The sequence below is a fragment of the Candidatus Thiopontia autotrophica genome (assembly GCF_982804495.1).
In genome coordinates this window covers 59,594-74,797 of the sequence record NZ_CEYDPX010000003.1, presented here as the reverse complement: position 1 = coordinate 74,797, position 15,204 = coordinate 59,594, and the positions used below count along the sequence as shown (strand labels likewise).

15 protein-coding genes are annotated in these 15,204 nt (G+C 49.1%); all 15 read right to left on the bottom strand.

Annotated elements, in window-relative coordinates:
- Positions 1-24 precede the first annotated feature (24 nt).
- Positions 25-846, bottom strand: coding sequence for a 1,4-dihydroxy-2-naphthoyl-CoA synthase (gene menB, locus AC3ZFK_RS02295; RefSeq protein WP_487506109.1), 822 nt, complete (start codon positions 844-846; stop codon positions 25-27).
- Complete coding sequence (gene menD, locus AC3ZFK_RS02290; protein ID WP_487506110.1) at positions 843-2,615, bottom strand: 2-succinyl-5-enolpyruvyl-6-hydroxy-3-cyclohexene-1-carboxylic-acid synthase; 1,773 nt, start codon at positions 2,613-2,615, stop codon at positions 843-845. Before menD ends, menB begins: the two co-directional genes overlap by 4 nt.
- Positions 2,608-3,030 carry an acyl-CoA thioesterase gene (locus AC3ZFK_RS02285; protein WP_487506111.1) on the bottom strand — a complete coding sequence of 141 codons (423 nt, stop codon included), beginning with the start codon at positions 3,028-3,030 and terminating at the stop codon, positions 2,608-2,610. The genes menD and AC3ZFK_RS02285 overlap by 8 nt, the downstream gene beginning before the upstream one ends.
- Positions 3,027-4,046, bottom strand: a complete 1,020-nt coding sequence (menC, locus tag AC3ZFK_RS02280; RefSeq protein ID WP_487506112.1) for an o-succinylbenzoate synthase — start codon at positions 4,044-4,046, stop codon at positions 3,027-3,029. Before menC ends, AC3ZFK_RS02285 begins: the two co-directional genes overlap by 4 nt.
- Entirely contained in the window at positions 4,036-4,704 is a 669-nt protein-coding gene (locus tag AC3ZFK_RS02275) for a c-type cytochrome (RefSeq protein ID WP_487506113.1), read from the bottom strand. The genes menC and AC3ZFK_RS02275 overlap by 11 nt, the downstream gene beginning before the upstream one ends.
- A gap of 26 nt (positions 4,705-4,730) precedes the next feature.
- Complete coding sequence (locus AC3ZFK_RS02270; RefSeq protein WP_487506114.1) at positions 4,731-5,558, bottom strand: ABC transporter permease; 828 nt, start codon at positions 5,556-5,558, stop codon at positions 4,731-4,733.
- Positions 5,555-6,082 carry a protein NosL gene (locus tag AC3ZFK_RS02265; protein WP_487506115.1) on the bottom strand — a complete coding sequence of 176 codons (528 nt, stop codon included), beginning with the start codon at positions 6,080-6,082 and terminating at the stop codon, positions 5,555-5,557. The genes AC3ZFK_RS02270 and AC3ZFK_RS02265 overlap by 4 nt, the downstream gene beginning before the upstream one ends.
- Entirely contained in the window at positions 6,079-6,936 is an 858-nt protein-coding gene (locus AC3ZFK_RS02260; protein ID WP_487506116.1) for an ABC transporter ATP-binding protein, read from the bottom strand. The genes AC3ZFK_RS02265 and AC3ZFK_RS02260 overlap by 4 nt, the downstream gene beginning before the upstream one ends.
- Positions 6,933-7,910, bottom strand: coding sequence for a NapH/MauN family ferredoxin-type protein (locus AC3ZFK_RS02255; protein WP_487506183.1), 978 nt, complete (start codon positions 7,908-7,910; stop codon positions 6,933-6,935). The genes AC3ZFK_RS02260 and AC3ZFK_RS02255 overlap by 4 nt, the downstream gene beginning before the upstream one ends.
- Entirely contained in the window at positions 7,907-8,731 is an 825-nt protein-coding gene (locus AC3ZFK_RS02250; RefSeq protein WP_487506117.1) for a 4Fe-4S binding protein, read from the bottom strand. The genes AC3ZFK_RS02255 and AC3ZFK_RS02250 overlap by 4 nt, the downstream gene beginning before the upstream one ends.
- Positions 8,728-10,056, bottom strand: a complete 1,329-nt coding sequence (gene nosD / locus AC3ZFK_RS02245) for a nitrous oxide reductase family maturation protein NosD (protein ID WP_487506118.1) — start codon at positions 10,054-10,056, stop codon at positions 8,728-8,730. The genes AC3ZFK_RS02250 and nosD overlap by 4 nt, the downstream gene beginning before the upstream one ends.
- Positions 10,057-10,179: 123 nt before the next feature.
- Positions 10,180-11,391, bottom strand: coding sequence for a hypothetical protein (locus AC3ZFK_RS02240; RefSeq protein WP_487506119.1), 1,212 nt, complete (start codon positions 11,389-11,391; stop codon positions 10,180-10,182).
- 125 nt (positions 11,392-11,516) lie between these two features.
- Positions 11,517-12,242, bottom strand: a complete 726-nt coding sequence (locus tag AC3ZFK_RS02235; RefSeq protein WP_487506120.1) for a c-type cytochrome — start codon at positions 12,240-12,242, stop codon at positions 11,517-11,519.
- Between the two features lie 93 nt (positions 12,243-12,335).
- Positions 12,336-12,656, bottom strand: coding sequence for a c-type cytochrome (locus AC3ZFK_RS02230; protein ID WP_487506121.1), 321 nt, complete (start codon positions 12,654-12,656; stop codon positions 12,336-12,338).
- Between the two features lie 158 nt (positions 12,657-12,814).
- Positions 12,815-15,112, bottom strand: a complete 2,298-nt coding sequence (gene nosZ / locus AC3ZFK_RS02225) for a Sec-dependent nitrous-oxide reductase (RefSeq protein ID WP_487506122.1) — start codon at positions 15,110-15,112, stop codon at positions 12,815-12,817.
- Positions 15,113-15,204: the final 92 nt, after the last annotated feature.

The following is a 15,204-nucleotide window of genomic DNA, read 5'->3' as shown; positions in this document are numbered from 1 at the left end:
GTGTTGTCTAAGTAAAAACCTGGACTAGGTTCTTCGCTTGTGCTTTGTGAAGTCTGGCGGACGTTTTTCATTAAAGGCATTACGGCCTTCCTGTCCTTCGTCTGACATGTAAAAGAGGGCAGTGGCGTTACCTGCCAGCTCCTGAATTCCGGCAAGCCCATCGGTATCTGCATTAAATCCAGCCTTGAGAAGACGTAGTGCTGTTGGACTGTGCTGCAACATCTCCTGGCACCAACGGATGCTCTCCTCCTCCAGCTTGTCAGCGGGGACAACACGGTTGACTAGCCCCATATCCAGTGCCTCCCCGGCACTGTATTGACGACAGAGAAACCAGATCTCTTTTGCCTTTTTCATCCCTACGGTGCGTGCCAACAGACCCGCTCCAAGACCTGCATCAAAACTTCCGACCTTGGGGCCGGTCTGTCCAAAGATGGCACTGTCGGATGCGATGGAGAGATCACAGATCAGATGGAGGACATGGCCACCACCTATGGCGTATCCATTTACCATCGCCACTACCGGCTTTGGCAAGGTACGTATCTGACGCTGCAGGTCGAGTACATTGAGATGCTCTCCACCACTCTCATCCTTGTAGCCGCTAGCGCCACGAATCTTCTGGTCACCACCTGAGCAGAATGCCTTCTCTCCTGCACCGGTCAGGATAATGGCTCCTATCTCACTGTCCATATGTGCGCGGTGAAATGCATCTATCATCTCCTCTACAGTCTCCGGGCGGAAGGCGTTATGTACCTGGGGACGGTTGATGGTGATTTTGGCAATCCCCTCTGCACTATCGTAGAGGATATCCCGGTAGTTGGAATCGATATCTCTTATCCACTCAATCAATGTAGTGACTCCCAGTATTGGTGATGGTTACGGTTGCTGATATTGCGATCAATGGTCAATTCTATCAGTTTGGGATGGGGCTGTTGGAGCACCTCATCCAGGTATAGTGCCAGGCCATCTCTATCTGTTACCTCTCTGTAGGGGATATCATAGAGGGCGGCAACTCTCTTGAACTCTACCGTAGTTGGGGTTAGCCAAAGTGACTCAAATTCAGGTAGCTGGGCTGGGGGAAGATGGCTGAAGATGTTGCCGCCACCATTATTGATCACAATAATTGTCAGATCCATCTCCAGCTCTTTTGCCAGATAGAGGGCGTTCAGATTGTGAAAGAGGGTAAGGTCACCTAGTAGTGCAACAACAGGGGTGTCGGGGTCTGTAACTGCACGAATGCCACAGACGGTGGCAAGGTTGCCATCAATCCCGCTGGCCCCGCGATTTGCAAACAGTTTTAGAGGCTCCTCTCTTTGAGTCATCCAACCATCGATATCTCTGATCACCATGGAGTTTCCACTAAACAGAATGGTGCCGCCAGGCAGTTGTCGGTTTAGCGTCCTGATTACCTGATCTTCACTCAGGTCGTCAGGGTTGCTTCTCCATTCTGCCGCTAACCGCTCCTTCTCTTTTAGTGTATGAAGATGGCTATTACCAGCCTGTGGCTGTGGGCGTCCAGAGGGACACCCGCAAGGCGAAGCGGGGAGATTGTCTGTAGGGTTGGGGTCTGCATACTGTAGTAACTGTTGGCAGAAGGTTGCAGGGGAGGTAGAGATTTTTGTATTGGATAGTGATAGTGGATCGCTCCAGACAGTTTTGTGGTGCACGGTGATGTAGCGTTTTGGCAGGCTCTCTTGTAGCAGAGTAGCTACCGCTTTCGATAGCGGAAAACGACCAAACTGGATAACCCACTCTGGACGACATAACCTGCGGTTCTTCTCATTACGGAGGATTCCGTCGTAGTGGGTAAAGAACAGTTGATTGTCGTCATCTCCCCAGCGCAGGTTGGAGAGTGGGTCTGCAAAAACTGGAGCCCCAAGACTCTCGGCAAGCTGGTTCAGTACTGTATTGAAGCCCTTGGGATAATGTGACTCTCCACACAAGATAACCCCTGGTTTGCCACTGACCTCCTGGCATATCTCCTGGTAGTCAATAACAGGGATGGTGTTATCAGCATGGTCCCTGGCGGCATATTGCAGGCCACTATTGTGCCACTTGATCTGCTTGCTGTTGCGGGCAAGAAGTGGTTCTCTAAACGGGATATTCAGGTGGACGGGCCCCGGTGCCGGATTCTCCATTGACTCAATCATCTGTGGAACCAGCTCTGTCAGCTGAGTAACTGGATCATCTATCTCATCCGGGGGAGGGGTGGTGTATCTGGCACTAACCTGTTCCCCAAAGATATTGTTCTGGGCAATGGTCTGGTTGGCCCCACAGTTGTGAAGTTCTGGTGGGCGATCTGCAGAGAGTAGCAGAAGAGGGGTGGATGAGTGGTATGCCTCAATAACGGCAGGGAGCCAGTTTGCAACCGCAGTTCCAGAGGTGCAGATCAGAGCTGTTGGGACTTCTCTCTTTTTGCTCTGTCCAAGTGCCATGAAGGCTGCATCACGTTCATCTACGATGACCCAATATTTTGTATCGGGGTGACGAGCTACAGCAAGAGCCAGAGGAGTTGATCTGGAACCGGGTGAGATAACAAAGTGGGTTATGCCGCCATCCACCAGAGCCTGTATCAGGGTGGCAGACCACTGCAGGTTTATAGCACCTATATCACTCATATCTCTGCAAAATATCTCTGAGAGCATCAGGGAGGGGTATCTTCTCTCCACTATCAATAGAGGTGGTTACATGGGTAGTTGTAACTGTGGCCTTGAGTTGTGGCTTGCCGCCATCATCAAAACCATGCGTCAGGGTTTTCAGGGTAAATGAGTGGTTGCCAATGGCTGTCACCTGAATAGTAAGGGTAAGGGTTTCACCAAGTTTTATCGGTTGGTGATAATCCGCATCGGCATGGACCAGAGGGATGGCCTCTCCTCTCTGTTGAATAATGTTGTGAAGAGGCAGGTTGTTGCTGAATAGCATCTCCTCATAGGCATTGTGGGTCAGCCTGAAGAGCTCTCCATAGAAGAGCAGGCCGGCGCCATCAATCTCGTGAAGTTGAACTCTATGGGGGTAGGAGAAAAAATTATTCATGGCAGGGTCAGTATCCCGTTTTTTATCGGTAGAGCCAACATAAGATCTTCTGCTAGCAGTGATGAGGTTGCAAGCCCGTGAGCATGTCTCTGTTCCGGGTCAACAGCTCCAGCACAGTATGCTGCCGAGATTATGCCCACGCTACTCTCCAGTGCTGAGGTGATGATGACATCAACCCCTCTCTCTTTAAACTGAGTGGCAATCTTGAAAGTTGTATATGGTCCTCCCATCAGAGCAGGCTTAAGGACAACACGCTGGAGCTGTTCATTTTTTAGTAATGTCTCAACCCCAAAGTCAGACACTGATTCATCCAGTGCCAGCGGGAAGGGTGTCTCTCTCTGTAGTTTATTAATAGTCTCAAGGGTGGGGTTTTTAAGTGGCTCTTCCAGAGACTCTATATTTATGGGCATGGGTAGCGCTTGAATGGCAGAGATAAATTGAGATGCTTCCGTTATGCTCCATGCCTGGTTTGCATCAAGCCTTATTTCAGTGTGCTGTGGCAGTGTTGCAGCTAAGCTGTACAGTTGTGCAACCTCTTCATCAATAGATGACAGGCCAACCTTTACCTTTATAACTGATTCACCATCAACTGGTTCTGTTGCTTTGGCAAGAGTACCGGCAGGGTGGTTGACCCTGATTTTATTGGTGGCATTGGGGGATATCCAGCTGCCTGGGGTCAGGCCGCATCTTTTCGCCAGTATTGTAATCAGGGCAGACTCTACCCCACAACAGGCTGCAGGAGAGGTGTTGCGTAGATCTGGAAGTCTGGCCAGCAGGTCATCGACAGAGATGTTGTCTGCCTCTTCCTTTAATAGCTCCAGAGTTTTGCGGCACTGTTCCAGTGATTCGCTACCCATCTCTGGTAGAGGTGCCGCATCTCCCAGCCCTGCTACGCTATCCTGCTCACTTATCTCTACAAGAAAACCTGCACGATTGTTGATGGTTCCATGGCTAGTTACCCATGGATGCCTGAGTGGCAAGTGATAGGGGAGGATGAAGAGTGAATTAATCATCATCCAGGATGGATAGATAGGCCAGCAGGTTGTGAATATCTTCCTCGCTATACTCGTTGAAGAGGGATTCATTTGTCTCCTCATTGTCATGAACCCTGTTGCCATCCCTGTAGGCGAAGATCTGTTTCAATAGATATGCACTATATTGTCCAGTTAGTAGAGGAATACTCTTTTTAGGTTTCCCCTCCCCATGACGGCCATGACAGCTTGCACACTCTTGGTTGTAGAGCTTTTCTCCTGCATTCACATCACCTTCGAGCCTGGGTATGGTGAGTAGCTTCTTACTTAGTAGCAGACGTTCATAGGCATCAAAGTTCTCTTCATCTATTGGCGGAAGTTTTGAATAGAGTTGTATGGTCGGGAGGTATGCAGATACATCCAGCAGATCCTCCTCCGGCAGCTCTCGCTCCTTGGTGTATGGAATCATGGGGTGGTTGAGACGTTCACGACTTTTGAAACGACGTAGCTCCTCTGCAATGTATTTTTCCGGCAGTCCTGCTAGACGGGGATACTCTCCCTCCTTGCCCCCTTCGGCATATTCACCATGACAGCCTGCACATACCTCGTTGATCTCCTCACCAATCTCAAGATTTGCAGCAGATGAGATACCTGATACAACCACAATGGCCATTGCTCTGAATGTCTGTTTGATTCCTTCCATGGCAGGTATTCAGGATGGTAGAGTTGCTAAAGTTGATCACCACGGCGGAACAGCATATATCCGACAGAGGCAGCGACTGTACCTAGTACAAGAGGGTATGCCATAGCCCATACCAGATACCAGAACTCGCCAAAATGGTCGAGAATGAGATAGGCTGAGGGGCCGAGCAGAACAAGCTGAGGATCAAACAGCAGCATCGATGCGGTACGAAAAACCTGTAGTGGGTTGCTCAGTGCGATGGCAACAATAGTATCCGAGGGGATCTGTTGCTGAATCATTATGCCAAGCAGAATAAGATCCAGAAACAGTAGCAGGAAGAGCCAGATCATGAAGGCGCTACCCTGAGCCACATCTGGTGACCTGGCAATGGTGGAGATTAGCATCCCAATACCAAGGAAGCACCACGATAGAGAGAAGAGCATGGCTGTGTAGAAGAGGAAGATGGACCATGGAATCTCCATATCCTGAATAACTCCCCATGCAATTGCCCCTGCCATGGCAAGGAAAACAGGAAGGAAGACTACGGTAAAGCGACCAAACATCTTTCCCCAGAACCATGAGGAGAGAGATATGGGTAGTGAGAGCAGGTACTCAAAGATTCCTGCATCACGATCACCGGCGACAGAGCGTACTGTGGTTATCAGAATAAATATCGGGAGAATAGCCATTGATAGCTGAATGTATGTAATCAGGAGGCGGGAGAGTCCGACAAACCCCATTATTCTGGATTCAGTCAATCCAAAGGCAAATAGCAGGGCAATAATTCCCCCAAAGACAATTGAATATATAAGGAACCACTTGCTACGCAGTGACTCGGAGATATCTGCCTTTGCTGTCATCAAGGTGTGCTTCATGGTTTGCTACCATCCTGTGGCTGTTTGGGGCGATTGGCCTCTTCGGCACGGTGGGCAAGACGAGCCTTTAGTGAGGCATAGTAGCTCTCCTCCTGACTGAAGACAGAACTTCTCATCTCCAGGAAGCCGACTGAATCCTGAGTGGCTTTGGGTTGCGCACTAAAGCCATAATTCATCGGGGTATGGGTAACTTTTACATATTGTGCCTCTCTGGCGTTTAGCCACCCTCCATCTTGATAGTTGTTTACCCATATCTCGGTTTTTGGGTCATCTCTCCATGGCTGCTCTTCGAGCCAGAGTAGAGCACAGCCTATATCATCAAAAGTATATGGCTTATGGTGTTTGCCACCACGAATCTGGGCAGAGTGGTTGCGATCACTAAGTGCCATCATGCAACGATCACAATTGTCGCGATCCCAGGTGACATCAACCGGGCCTGTTGCGGGATCACCGCTACAACCAGCAAGAGAGAGCAATAGGGCCAGAGATGCCATCTTCAGTGAGTTTATGGTTGCCCATCTCACTGTCTGCTCTCCTCGATATTGACTGTTGCCAGCAAGGCGGCATAGCGTGAAAGTACTCCCAGAAAACGGAGGCGATCTGGTCCTGGAATAGTTCCAGTCCACTCTGTTTCAGAGTCCTGGTTGCTGAATCCCCATGAGCTGATGGCGGCAGAAAATGCTGGTTCGATACGAGTGGTCTTGATGGTGCAGTTGAGCAGGCTGGATAGCTCAACACTATCATCAACTCGATCATCCAGAATTACCTTGCCTCGATCCAGCTCAATCACCCGGTTTACCAGTGATGCAACCTCATCAAGTCGATGGCTGGAGATCAGCATTGCGGTCTCTTTTCTCTTCTTCTCAAGCATGGAGAAGAGGATATGTCTGGCCTCAGGATCAAGGTTGGCAGCCGGCTCATCCATTATGAGTAGATTGGTAGGGCGCCCAAGCGCTATGGCAATCAGCAGTTTCTGTTTCTGCCCGCCAGAGAGTTTTACAAATGGCCTTTTTTTGATGGTATCCAGTCCGAGCCCCAACTGTTCAGCTACTGATGCCATCTCTTCTGTGGAGCACCCACAGACACTGGCAGAGAAATCGAGAAGTTGTTGAACCGGCATCTTTAGTGGTGGAGGGAGTTGGGGTACAAATCCTATCCGTGAGAGAACCTCTTTTCTCTCCTTGCGAGGGCTCTTGCCATCAAGGGTGATCTCTCCATCGCAGCTGTATTCACCGAGCAGACAGCGGATCAGAGTTGTCTTGCCGGCACCATTGGAGCCGATAAGGGCAACCCTGTCACCAGTCTTGATCTCCAGATCAAGCTCCTGCAGAACTGTGGTGCGTCTGAAGCTCTTTGATACCCCCTGCAAGATGATCATTTTTTCTTGCTCAGCCCTTTGAAGTGGTAGCTTAGAGAGTCTGTTGGACAGACATCTACACACATGCCGCACCTGGTGCAGTCGGGACCTATGCCCACATTCACATCTGGTGCACGTCCCTTGATTGTCCACTCCAGCACATGTGGAACCAGACAGACCTTGCGGCAGTCTCCTTCATGGTGGCAGGCGTCAACATTGTAGTTGATCTTCAATGGGGAGAAGATACCAACAAAGCCATAGGTAAGGCCGATAGGGCAGGCATAGCGACACCAGGCTCTGCGCGAGTAGAGGATCTCTACAGTAAGCAGAAACAGTACCCAGAGCAGCGCAACTGTAGGGCCATAAATCAGTGCTCGACTCAGAATTCCCGTGGGGGAGATCGCCTCAAAAATCGTGTAACCGGTACCAAGTGCCAGGGCAATAAAGATGATATATAGGTAGAGGCGTGCCTTACGGTTAAAGAGATGGTTTTTGATTATCTTCTTTTCAACCAGTTTAATATGGATCATCTCGGCAAATTCCGAGAGCAGATGGTATGGGCAGACCCAGGAGCAGAAGGTGCGTCCGCCCAATAATAGCCAGAGGATAAGGATAGTGACAGTTCCAATAAGCAGGTTGATTACAACTGTCTTGAAGGCGAGCATCACCTGCAGAGCTGAGTTTAGGTCAGCCATATGGAATCCAAGAAAACGGGATGCAGTTAGTGCGCCCTCCAATACCTGGATATCCAGCGTATAGGAGACGACAAAAAGGAGGTTAATCAGGATTAGAGTGGTCCAGCGTCTTTTGCGCCACTTTTTGTTGTGAGTTTCACGATATATCTGGTGCTCTTCACGTGCCTTTACCTTATCTATATCGCCATTTTTTCTCTTGCGCTCATGGAGCTCTTGCGCCGCGGCAGAAATTTTTTCAGGAGGAGTTTTGGCGGGGCTTTTCCCCATCATTATGTTGACGCAATACTTGCCGATCTTCATGCGACATCCTCCCACACTTTTCTCTCATCTATGACAATTGATGGAGCAGCAGTTGGGCAGACCATCTCGCAGACTCCGCATCCTACACATCCCTCCAGCACGGTAGGGCGGTAACGCAGGCCACCATCTGGCTTCTTCTCTACGGAAAGCATGATTGCCCGGTGTGGAGGACACTGATTCTTGTCTCCGGACGGTGGTTTACCTGCATCACACTGGTTGGCCCGTATCTCTATTGGACAGAGGCGAACGCAAAGATCACAGAGTGGCAGATCAAAATGTTGTTCATTAAGTTGTTGTGGCTCCCAGCGGTCAATCTCGTCAAAGCGAAGCTTGCCGTTGTACTCGGGCCCACGGGTAATCCCCCTGAACCCCTCTTTTTTCATCGCAAGACATTCATCTGGCAGTTCAAGGCGCGCGATCCCCATCCTGGTTTCATGGGAGTAGTTGATCTCATGGGTCAGTGCACCGGTTGGGCATGCCAGAACACACTGCAAGCCATCACAGGAGAAGTCACAAGCCTGGTCACGGGCATCAATATAGGCTGCCCCCTGACCCTGGCCATCAAAAATATCTGCCAACTCAATGGCCTCTACCGGACATACCTGAACACACTGCCCGCACTTGATGCAGGAGGCCAGGTACTCCTTCTCATCGAGGGCGCCGGGGGGGCGTAATCTAGGGGCAGTATTGCTTACTGTGGGTAGCAGGGTAAGTAATGAGAATCCTGTAACCCCAACAACCATGGCTGAGGTTCTCATGAACTCTCGACGCTCCCTCTCTTTTCTTGATAGACGCTTAGGTCTCTTCTCTGATTCGCTCATTGCAGGCTATTCTCAAGTAGTCTTAGTGATGATGACCAATCCTTTTTGGCCTGTTTTTCATCTTCAATTGTAGCTTCCTCTATTAAATCGTTCAGCTCTGCTGTTGTCTCGGCAACACGATTTTCACTGTTTAGTATACGGCTATCCAGGGATGCCAATAGTGGTTTTTCATCCCTCAACAGTAGTGTTGGTTCAGAGAATGGGGCAAGCTGCTCAAGAAAATCAAGTGATGCAAGAAGTGGTGTTCCCATAAAGAAGCGGGCATCAGGGCGGTCCATCCAGAGTCGATCAGCATAGGCGTAGAGCTCGTAGGGCGTATCTCCAGTGCCGTCACTATTCTGATCAAATCCCTCATAGTCATCCCAGTGATTTCCTTCCCACACATTTTTGGTGGCACCGCCGTTTCCATCGACAGCCACCTGCGTGATGTTGTCCTTGAAGCTATTATTGCGCGCAACATTTCCCCACCACGGGGTATGGAAGAGCATACCGATGCCATTAAAGGCAATCAGGTTGTCCTCCATCAGGTTGATGGTATCTGGTTGGTATGGGGATACATCACTATAGATGCCGGTGGCACAGTATAGAATCTTGTTGCCGGTGATTTTAACGTCACTGGTCTCCTTGAGCCCTATCCCCATCCCTGTTGTCCCCTGAGAGTGGGCTATATAGTTGTTTTTGATTACTGCACTATCACTGTACATCAGGAATATACCTACAGAGTTGTCTGTATACTCATTCTCCTCAATCAGATTTCCCTGTGAGTACATAAAGTGGAGAGCATAGCGTCCACCGGATGATCTGTTGCGAGCAATGGTGTTGTCTTTCGAGTACCAGACAACCATATCTCGAGAGTTGGTAATAATGTTATCGGTGACCTGGTTATCAAAGCTATACCAGAGTCGGACCGAGTCCCCCTGAAGACCAAGAGCCCGATCACTTTTAGAGCTGATTTTGTTGCGACGAATAATGTTGTTCTTTGATTGGCTCAGGTCGATCCCGAACAGACACTCTTCTATGGAGTTGTCCTTCACTACATTAAAGTCTCCCTTAACCTGAACCCCGGAATCTACATCATTATGAGAACCGCCAGAATTGATTAGGCGGAGATTCTGTAGAGTTGCTCCATCAGTATCCAGGTAAATTACACTTCCTTTTCCACCTGCATCAATGGTAACCCCATTCTTTCCATCAATGGTGATAGGGGTCTCAATGGTGACGGGACCAGCATATATTCCTGCTGGTGGTGTCAACAGACCACCCTTTGGGGTGGCATCTACAAGATCCTGAAAGGAGGGAAGATCTGTAGCCTTAGACTGAGGCATGATCACAGAAAGAGTTACAGTTAATGCTGTTAACAGTAACCAGCGTGTAGTGAGATGAGGTCGGTTCCAGCTCTCCACCATCACTTGTTTCACGTTTACGGACTTCGACTAAATCGATCGGTTTTAATTGTGCGATGATTTCAGGCGAATCAGTGCAACTGCAGCCAGAACTACAGAGTTGAGCATGATTAGTCCAAAACCATAATTTGGGTATGAGTAGGTGGCAAACTGGGCAACCTTGCCAACCCCAAATACGGTTGGCATAAATGGTTTTACAGTAAATGCACCCATCTCACTCAGATTGTGACCAAACCACCAGAGCCATCCGGCGTAATCCATAATAAAGAATATTGGCAGTGCCATGGGAACAAGAATCAGTATCCAGGTAAAGATTTTCTCCATCTTCCAGAGGCCAATTATAATCAGTGCCATGGCAGCCAGCAGTCCGCCAAAGACAATATTGGTAATGGTCATAATTAGCTCGGTACGCTCAATATCAGTCATTCCTACCTTGTCTGCCATAATCCCGCAACGAGACATAAATTCACTCTGTTGCTGTTCGGTAGTCATGGATGAGTCACTCTGAATCATCTTGTACATTTCATGGAAGGTGGACATGACGGCAGGGGTCGCACCAGCGTTGACCAGGAGATCATTCAGATCTTCAAAAGGACGCTCCTGAGTTGCATATAGGTCAACATAGGTCATCTTTTCTGCATAACTGTCACAATCCACCCCAATGGTTGGGAAGTAGCGTGCCAGGGCCTCTTCATAACTCGCCTCGATAGCCTGGGTTCCGCTCCAGCTCTCTATCTCTTCAGGATTTAGTTGCATGGTGCTCATCAAGTCGTCACGATAGGGAGAAGACTGCATATTCAATCCACCTTCGGTGTAAAGGGTGGTGTATGCCCAGCCAGCTATTACAATGGAACCAGCCCCCATCAGCATGATACGTTGTCGATTATTGGGTATGGCAAAGGCGATAATCATCAGCCCAAGCAAAACAAATACAAATGGAGATACCGCACGCTCTACCGGGGCACCGGCAGCAATTGGATACATTCCCACATAGTGGTTGATGGCGTCCATCTCATGTTTGCAGTTGAGAGCCTCCTCCTCAAATTTCTCTTCGGTCTCGACTTTCTCGCAACCATTAAAGACACCATTGACGTGGAAGTGGATGCGAATCCCCTGAGGGAATGCAGCTTCTGGATACTGCGGCGCCTTTAGTGATACCCACCAAACCGGGCTATAGAAGATGGAGATCAGCAGACCGATGGCAACCATGGAGAGGGTGCCGATAATAAAGTGCTGTTTTGTGCTGGTAGTGCTCATGTTGTAAAAACCCTTATATCTTTTGTTGTCTGGTTTTATTGCCCTGTCTTGTTCTATACGTCGTTACTCACTCCTCCATGAGAAAATCTGGATTCACCCTCCTGTAGGGGAGGGTGAATCAAACATTAGTCGTAGTCGGGGTTGATCCAGCCAACAGCCCCCAGATCCTCTGCAGGTACAGGGATACGGGATGTATAGTCTATAACCGCCTTCATATCTGCATCACTGAATTCGGCAATCTGCTTGACCATGTCAGGGTTGGCATTACGGCGCTTGCCATCACGAATCCACTCGAACTGACGCAACATATAGGCATAGTGCTGCCCATGGATCTTGGGATAGAACTTCTCCTGGTTGCCCTCACCATTGTCACCATGACACTGTGTGCAGTTTTTCTTGTAGAGCTCTTCGCCTCGGGCAAGATCTGTTCCGTCACCCTTGCCATTGTCCGGGTTCATTGGCAGTTTGGCGATGTAGTCGGTTACATCTGCAATTGCCTGCTCGTCACCAATCGACTCAGGAAGGGCAAAAGGGTACATTGTTGGGTTATCACGATTCAGGGCACGAATATCTGCCAACTGTTTGATCAGTACATTTTTGTGCTGTCCTGCCAGTTGGGGGAATGTTCCGTTCTGCATCCCCCACCCCTCCAGAAGGTGACATGCAGAGCAGACCTCGTATACCTCGATTCCATTCTCACGGTCAGGAGTAAGTGTCATTGCAACACTCTGCTCACCTTCACCGGTATTCCAGTCCTTTACATCGGTAACCTGTCCACCGGCTGATACCGAGGCGTTAACTCCTATTCCAATAAATGCGACCCCAGCCACAATTGCCGTAATTTTCTTCATCAATATCTCTCCACTATGTTCTGTTTATTCAGGCGTTCTATAGATTATGTGATAGAGCCATTTTTTGCTTTGATCTGTGTCAATGCTCTCTTTTTACTTCAGGGTTGATAGCCACTCGGCAATCTCTGCCATCTCTGTCTCATTAACCAGCCCCATTACACCTTGCATGGCGGCAGCACCGCCGTTATTACGAACTCCGGACTTGATATCCTTCATCTGATTAAGAGCATACTCTTTGCTCTGGCCAGCCAGTTTTGGGTATGTAGGAAGTACAGGGGTCTGTGCATCCTTTCCATGACATGCCCAGCATGTCTTGCTCTCATAGAGTGCTGCACCATCTGCCGATGCTGTTGTAGCCATTGTAGATAACATGGCTATTGATGTTGCTACCAGGAGAGTTTTACTAATATTCATTATCTATTCCTCTGTTCAATTATTGTCAAACTGCATTAGATCCTATTCAAACTTTATTTCCAAACTATTTCAGAACAGTTTTTCAAGGAATTTTTATTAAAAAAGGGGAGAGCAATAAATGCTCTCCCCTTAAGGACTAACAGTGTGTTAGTTGCGCATTATTTAGCTTGCACAACCGCACCGTGTTGTTCCAGGTAGGTTTTGGCGCGCAGACCAATGTCCGCAGCCTTCACCTGGTACTGCCACCACTGACCAGCCTGCAGAGTTGCATTCTGGAAGTCGTTGGCAGCTGCAGATTCCTCTGCCTTTTTCTGCCATGCTGCAGCAAAGCCCAACTGATCAACGGCATCCTCAACCAGTGCAGTTACTGGTGCGAAGTCCTTGAAGTTGGTGCTGGTGATATAACCTACAACACTGTCGATAATGGCTTGCGTATCCAGATTGGTCTGGTACTGCTTGTCATAGTCTGCCTTGTTATAGGTTGTACCATCAACAATCTCACCCTCTACAGCCTTGTAGCCTTTGGGTTTGACCAGCAGATAGCCTTCCATCTCAAGGTGGAGTGCTGAACAGAACTCAGTACAGTAGTAGGGGAATACGCCCTCTGTGTCTGCCATGAATGTTGCAGATACAGTCTTTCCTGGTTCCAGTGAGAGGTTTACATTGGTGCCGTTGATTGCGAAACCGTGGGTCTCATCCTCAGCACGCTCCAGGTTGGTAAGGTGAATAATTACCTTGTCACCAACCTCGGCCTCAATGGTCTCTGGAGTGATATGTGAACGGATCACAGTACCAAATACCTCAACAGTACAGTTGTCACCATCACAGGTGCGAGATGTCTTCTCACGACCAGCACGGGTCTTGTAAGGAGAGCGCTTGTCGGAGCGGCTATCCCAACCAGACTTGTAGCGGATAGCTGGCTTAAGCTTGTCTGCCTTAATCGCAACCGCGTAGTGCGGTTCGCCCAGTGGTATAGGCATATCATAGAGCAGCTCCATCTTGTCGCCACTGATATCGATCAGCTGGTGGTTCTGTGGATGGAGTGGGCCGACAGGATTGAATCGGTCAATCGCCAGCTTGTCCAGTGCTACCAGATACTTGCCGTCTGGAGATGCAGAGTCACCCTCCATAGTCATCAGATGGCCAATATTGTAGTGAATGGAGAGCTTGTCCAGAATCTCACCAGTACAGTAGTTCCACTTGGTGACCTGAGAGTCTACGTAGATAGAGGTGTAGACAGTACAGTCTTTGGAGTCATACTGCGTATGCAGTGGCCCAAGACCAACCTGTACCTGTCTTTCCAAAGCATCTTCCAGAGAGACAATGGGGATACCATAGTCATCACGAGCCTCATATTTACCGGCACTGTGTGCAGCCATCATCTTCGCGAAGCTGTATACATATGCGTGGCTATCCAGCTTGCCGGATACGATCATGAACTTGCCGTCAGGAGAGACGTCAACACCATGAGGACTCTTTGGTTCAGGAACCAGGAATAGAGCATTGTTCTCAACCATGGTCTCCATGGAGAGCACATCCATGCCATTCACTGATTTACCCTTGCCGGCCTTGTAGAGCTCTACTGCCTTCTTCCAGTTAACTGCATGGAGGAAGTCAGTATCCTTCTGCGAACAGCCTGCCTCATAAGGAGGACGCCCCTTCTCGATACCGCCTACGTAGCGCTCGGAACAGAATGAGTTGGTGAAGGACCAGCCATCACTACCAAACTTGCCGAAGTCGGAGAGGTCCTGACTGTATGGAGGCATCTCAACTGTAAATGATTGAGATGGATCAAGGCGACCTATCTCACGGTTGAATTTCCAGTAGGTAACACCGCCACGATAGCGGTCATTGAACTGCTCCAGAGGTACATACTCATCCTCAAATGGTGCAGGGTACTGGGCTGCCTCAATTACATAGTCAGTATTTGGAGTTACAAATGCACCACCATGCTCATTATTAAAGTGTGGGTTGACTACAATCTGTTTGGTTTCGAAATCATGTAGATCAACTACCGCCAGACGAGGGTTGTTCTTGTCATTAATGAATAGATACTGTCCATCATACTCAGCGTTGGTTTCGGAGATCGCTGGATGGTGGGTATCACCAAAGTTGATATCCTTACCGTTGATTCTTCCTTGAGCCAGGACTGCCTTGGACTCATCATCAAAGCCGTAACCCTGCCACGGCTCTGGGGTGAATACCGCAACGTATTTGAGAATACGCATTGAGGGAATTCCGTAGACAATTAACTGACCACTTTGACCACCAGAACTGAAGGCGAGATACTCATCACGACCTCCAGAAGGGGTGTAGGTTTTTGCTGCCGCCAATAGATCCTTTTGTGTAAGGCCACGGGCCTCCATCACATCGTCCAGCGCGGATGACCACGCTGCACTTCCGGTTCCGAGCGACATTCCGATGGCCATTGCCATTGTGAGTGTCTTTTTAAACATAAGTTGTTGACTCCTGATTGTTTTTTTATCGCCTCGATCTCCTGGGAGAGAAATCTGGGCGCATGATTTCAAAACTAAGTTGAACTTAGTAC

Excerpts from the sequence above, each read along its gene's own strand:
- menD (WP_487506110.1), bottom strand. The coding sequence starts at position 2,615 with ATGAGTGATATAGGTGCTATAAACCTGCAGTGGTCTGCCACCCTGATA.
- AC3ZFK_RS02285 (WP_487506111.1), bottom strand. The coding sequence starts at position 3,030 with ATGAATAATTTTTTCTCCTACCCCCATAGAGTTCAACTTCACGAGATT.
- menC (WP_487506112.1), bottom strand. The coding sequence starts at position 4,046 with ATGATGATTAATTCACTCTTCATCCTCCCCTATCACTTGCCACTCAGG.
- AC3ZFK_RS02275 (WP_487506113.1), bottom strand. The coding sequence starts at position 4,704 with ATGGAAGGAATCAAACAGACATTCAGAGCAATGGCCATTGTGGTTGTA.
- AC3ZFK_RS02270 (WP_487506114.1), bottom strand. The coding sequence starts at position 5,558 with ATGAAGCACACCTTGATGACAGCAAAGGCAGATATCTCCGAGTCACTG.
- AC3ZFK_RS02260 (WP_487506116.1), bottom strand. The coding sequence starts at position 6,936 with ATGATCATCTTGCAGGGGGTATCAAAGAGCTTCAGACGCACCACAGTT.
- AC3ZFK_RS02255 (WP_487506183.1), bottom strand. The coding sequence starts at position 7,910 with ATGAAGATCGGCAAGTATTGCGTCAACATAATGATGGGGAAAAGCCCC.
- AC3ZFK_RS02250 (WP_487506117.1), bottom strand. The coding sequence starts at position 8,731 with ATGAGCGAATCAGAGAAGAGACCTAAGCGTCTATCAAGAAAAGAGAGG.
- nosD (WP_487506118.1), bottom strand. The coding sequence starts at position 10,056 with ATGCCTCAGTCTAAGGCTACAGATCTTCCCTCCTTTCAGGATCTTGTA.
- AC3ZFK_RS02240 (WP_487506119.1), bottom strand. The coding sequence starts at position 11,391 with ATGAGCACTACCAGCACAAAACAGCACTTTATTATCGGCACCCTCTCC.
- AC3ZFK_RS02235 (WP_487506120.1), bottom strand. The coding sequence starts at position 12,242 with ATGAAGAAAATTACGGCAATTGTGGCTGGGGTCGCATTTATTGGAATA.
- AC3ZFK_RS02230 (WP_487506121.1), bottom strand. The coding sequence starts at position 12,656 with ATGAATATTAGTAAAACTCTCCTGGTAGCAACATCAATAGCCATGTTA.
- nosZ (WP_487506122.1), bottom strand. The coding sequence starts at position 15,112 with ATGTTTAAAAAGACACTCACAATGGCAATGGCCATCGGAATGTCGCTC.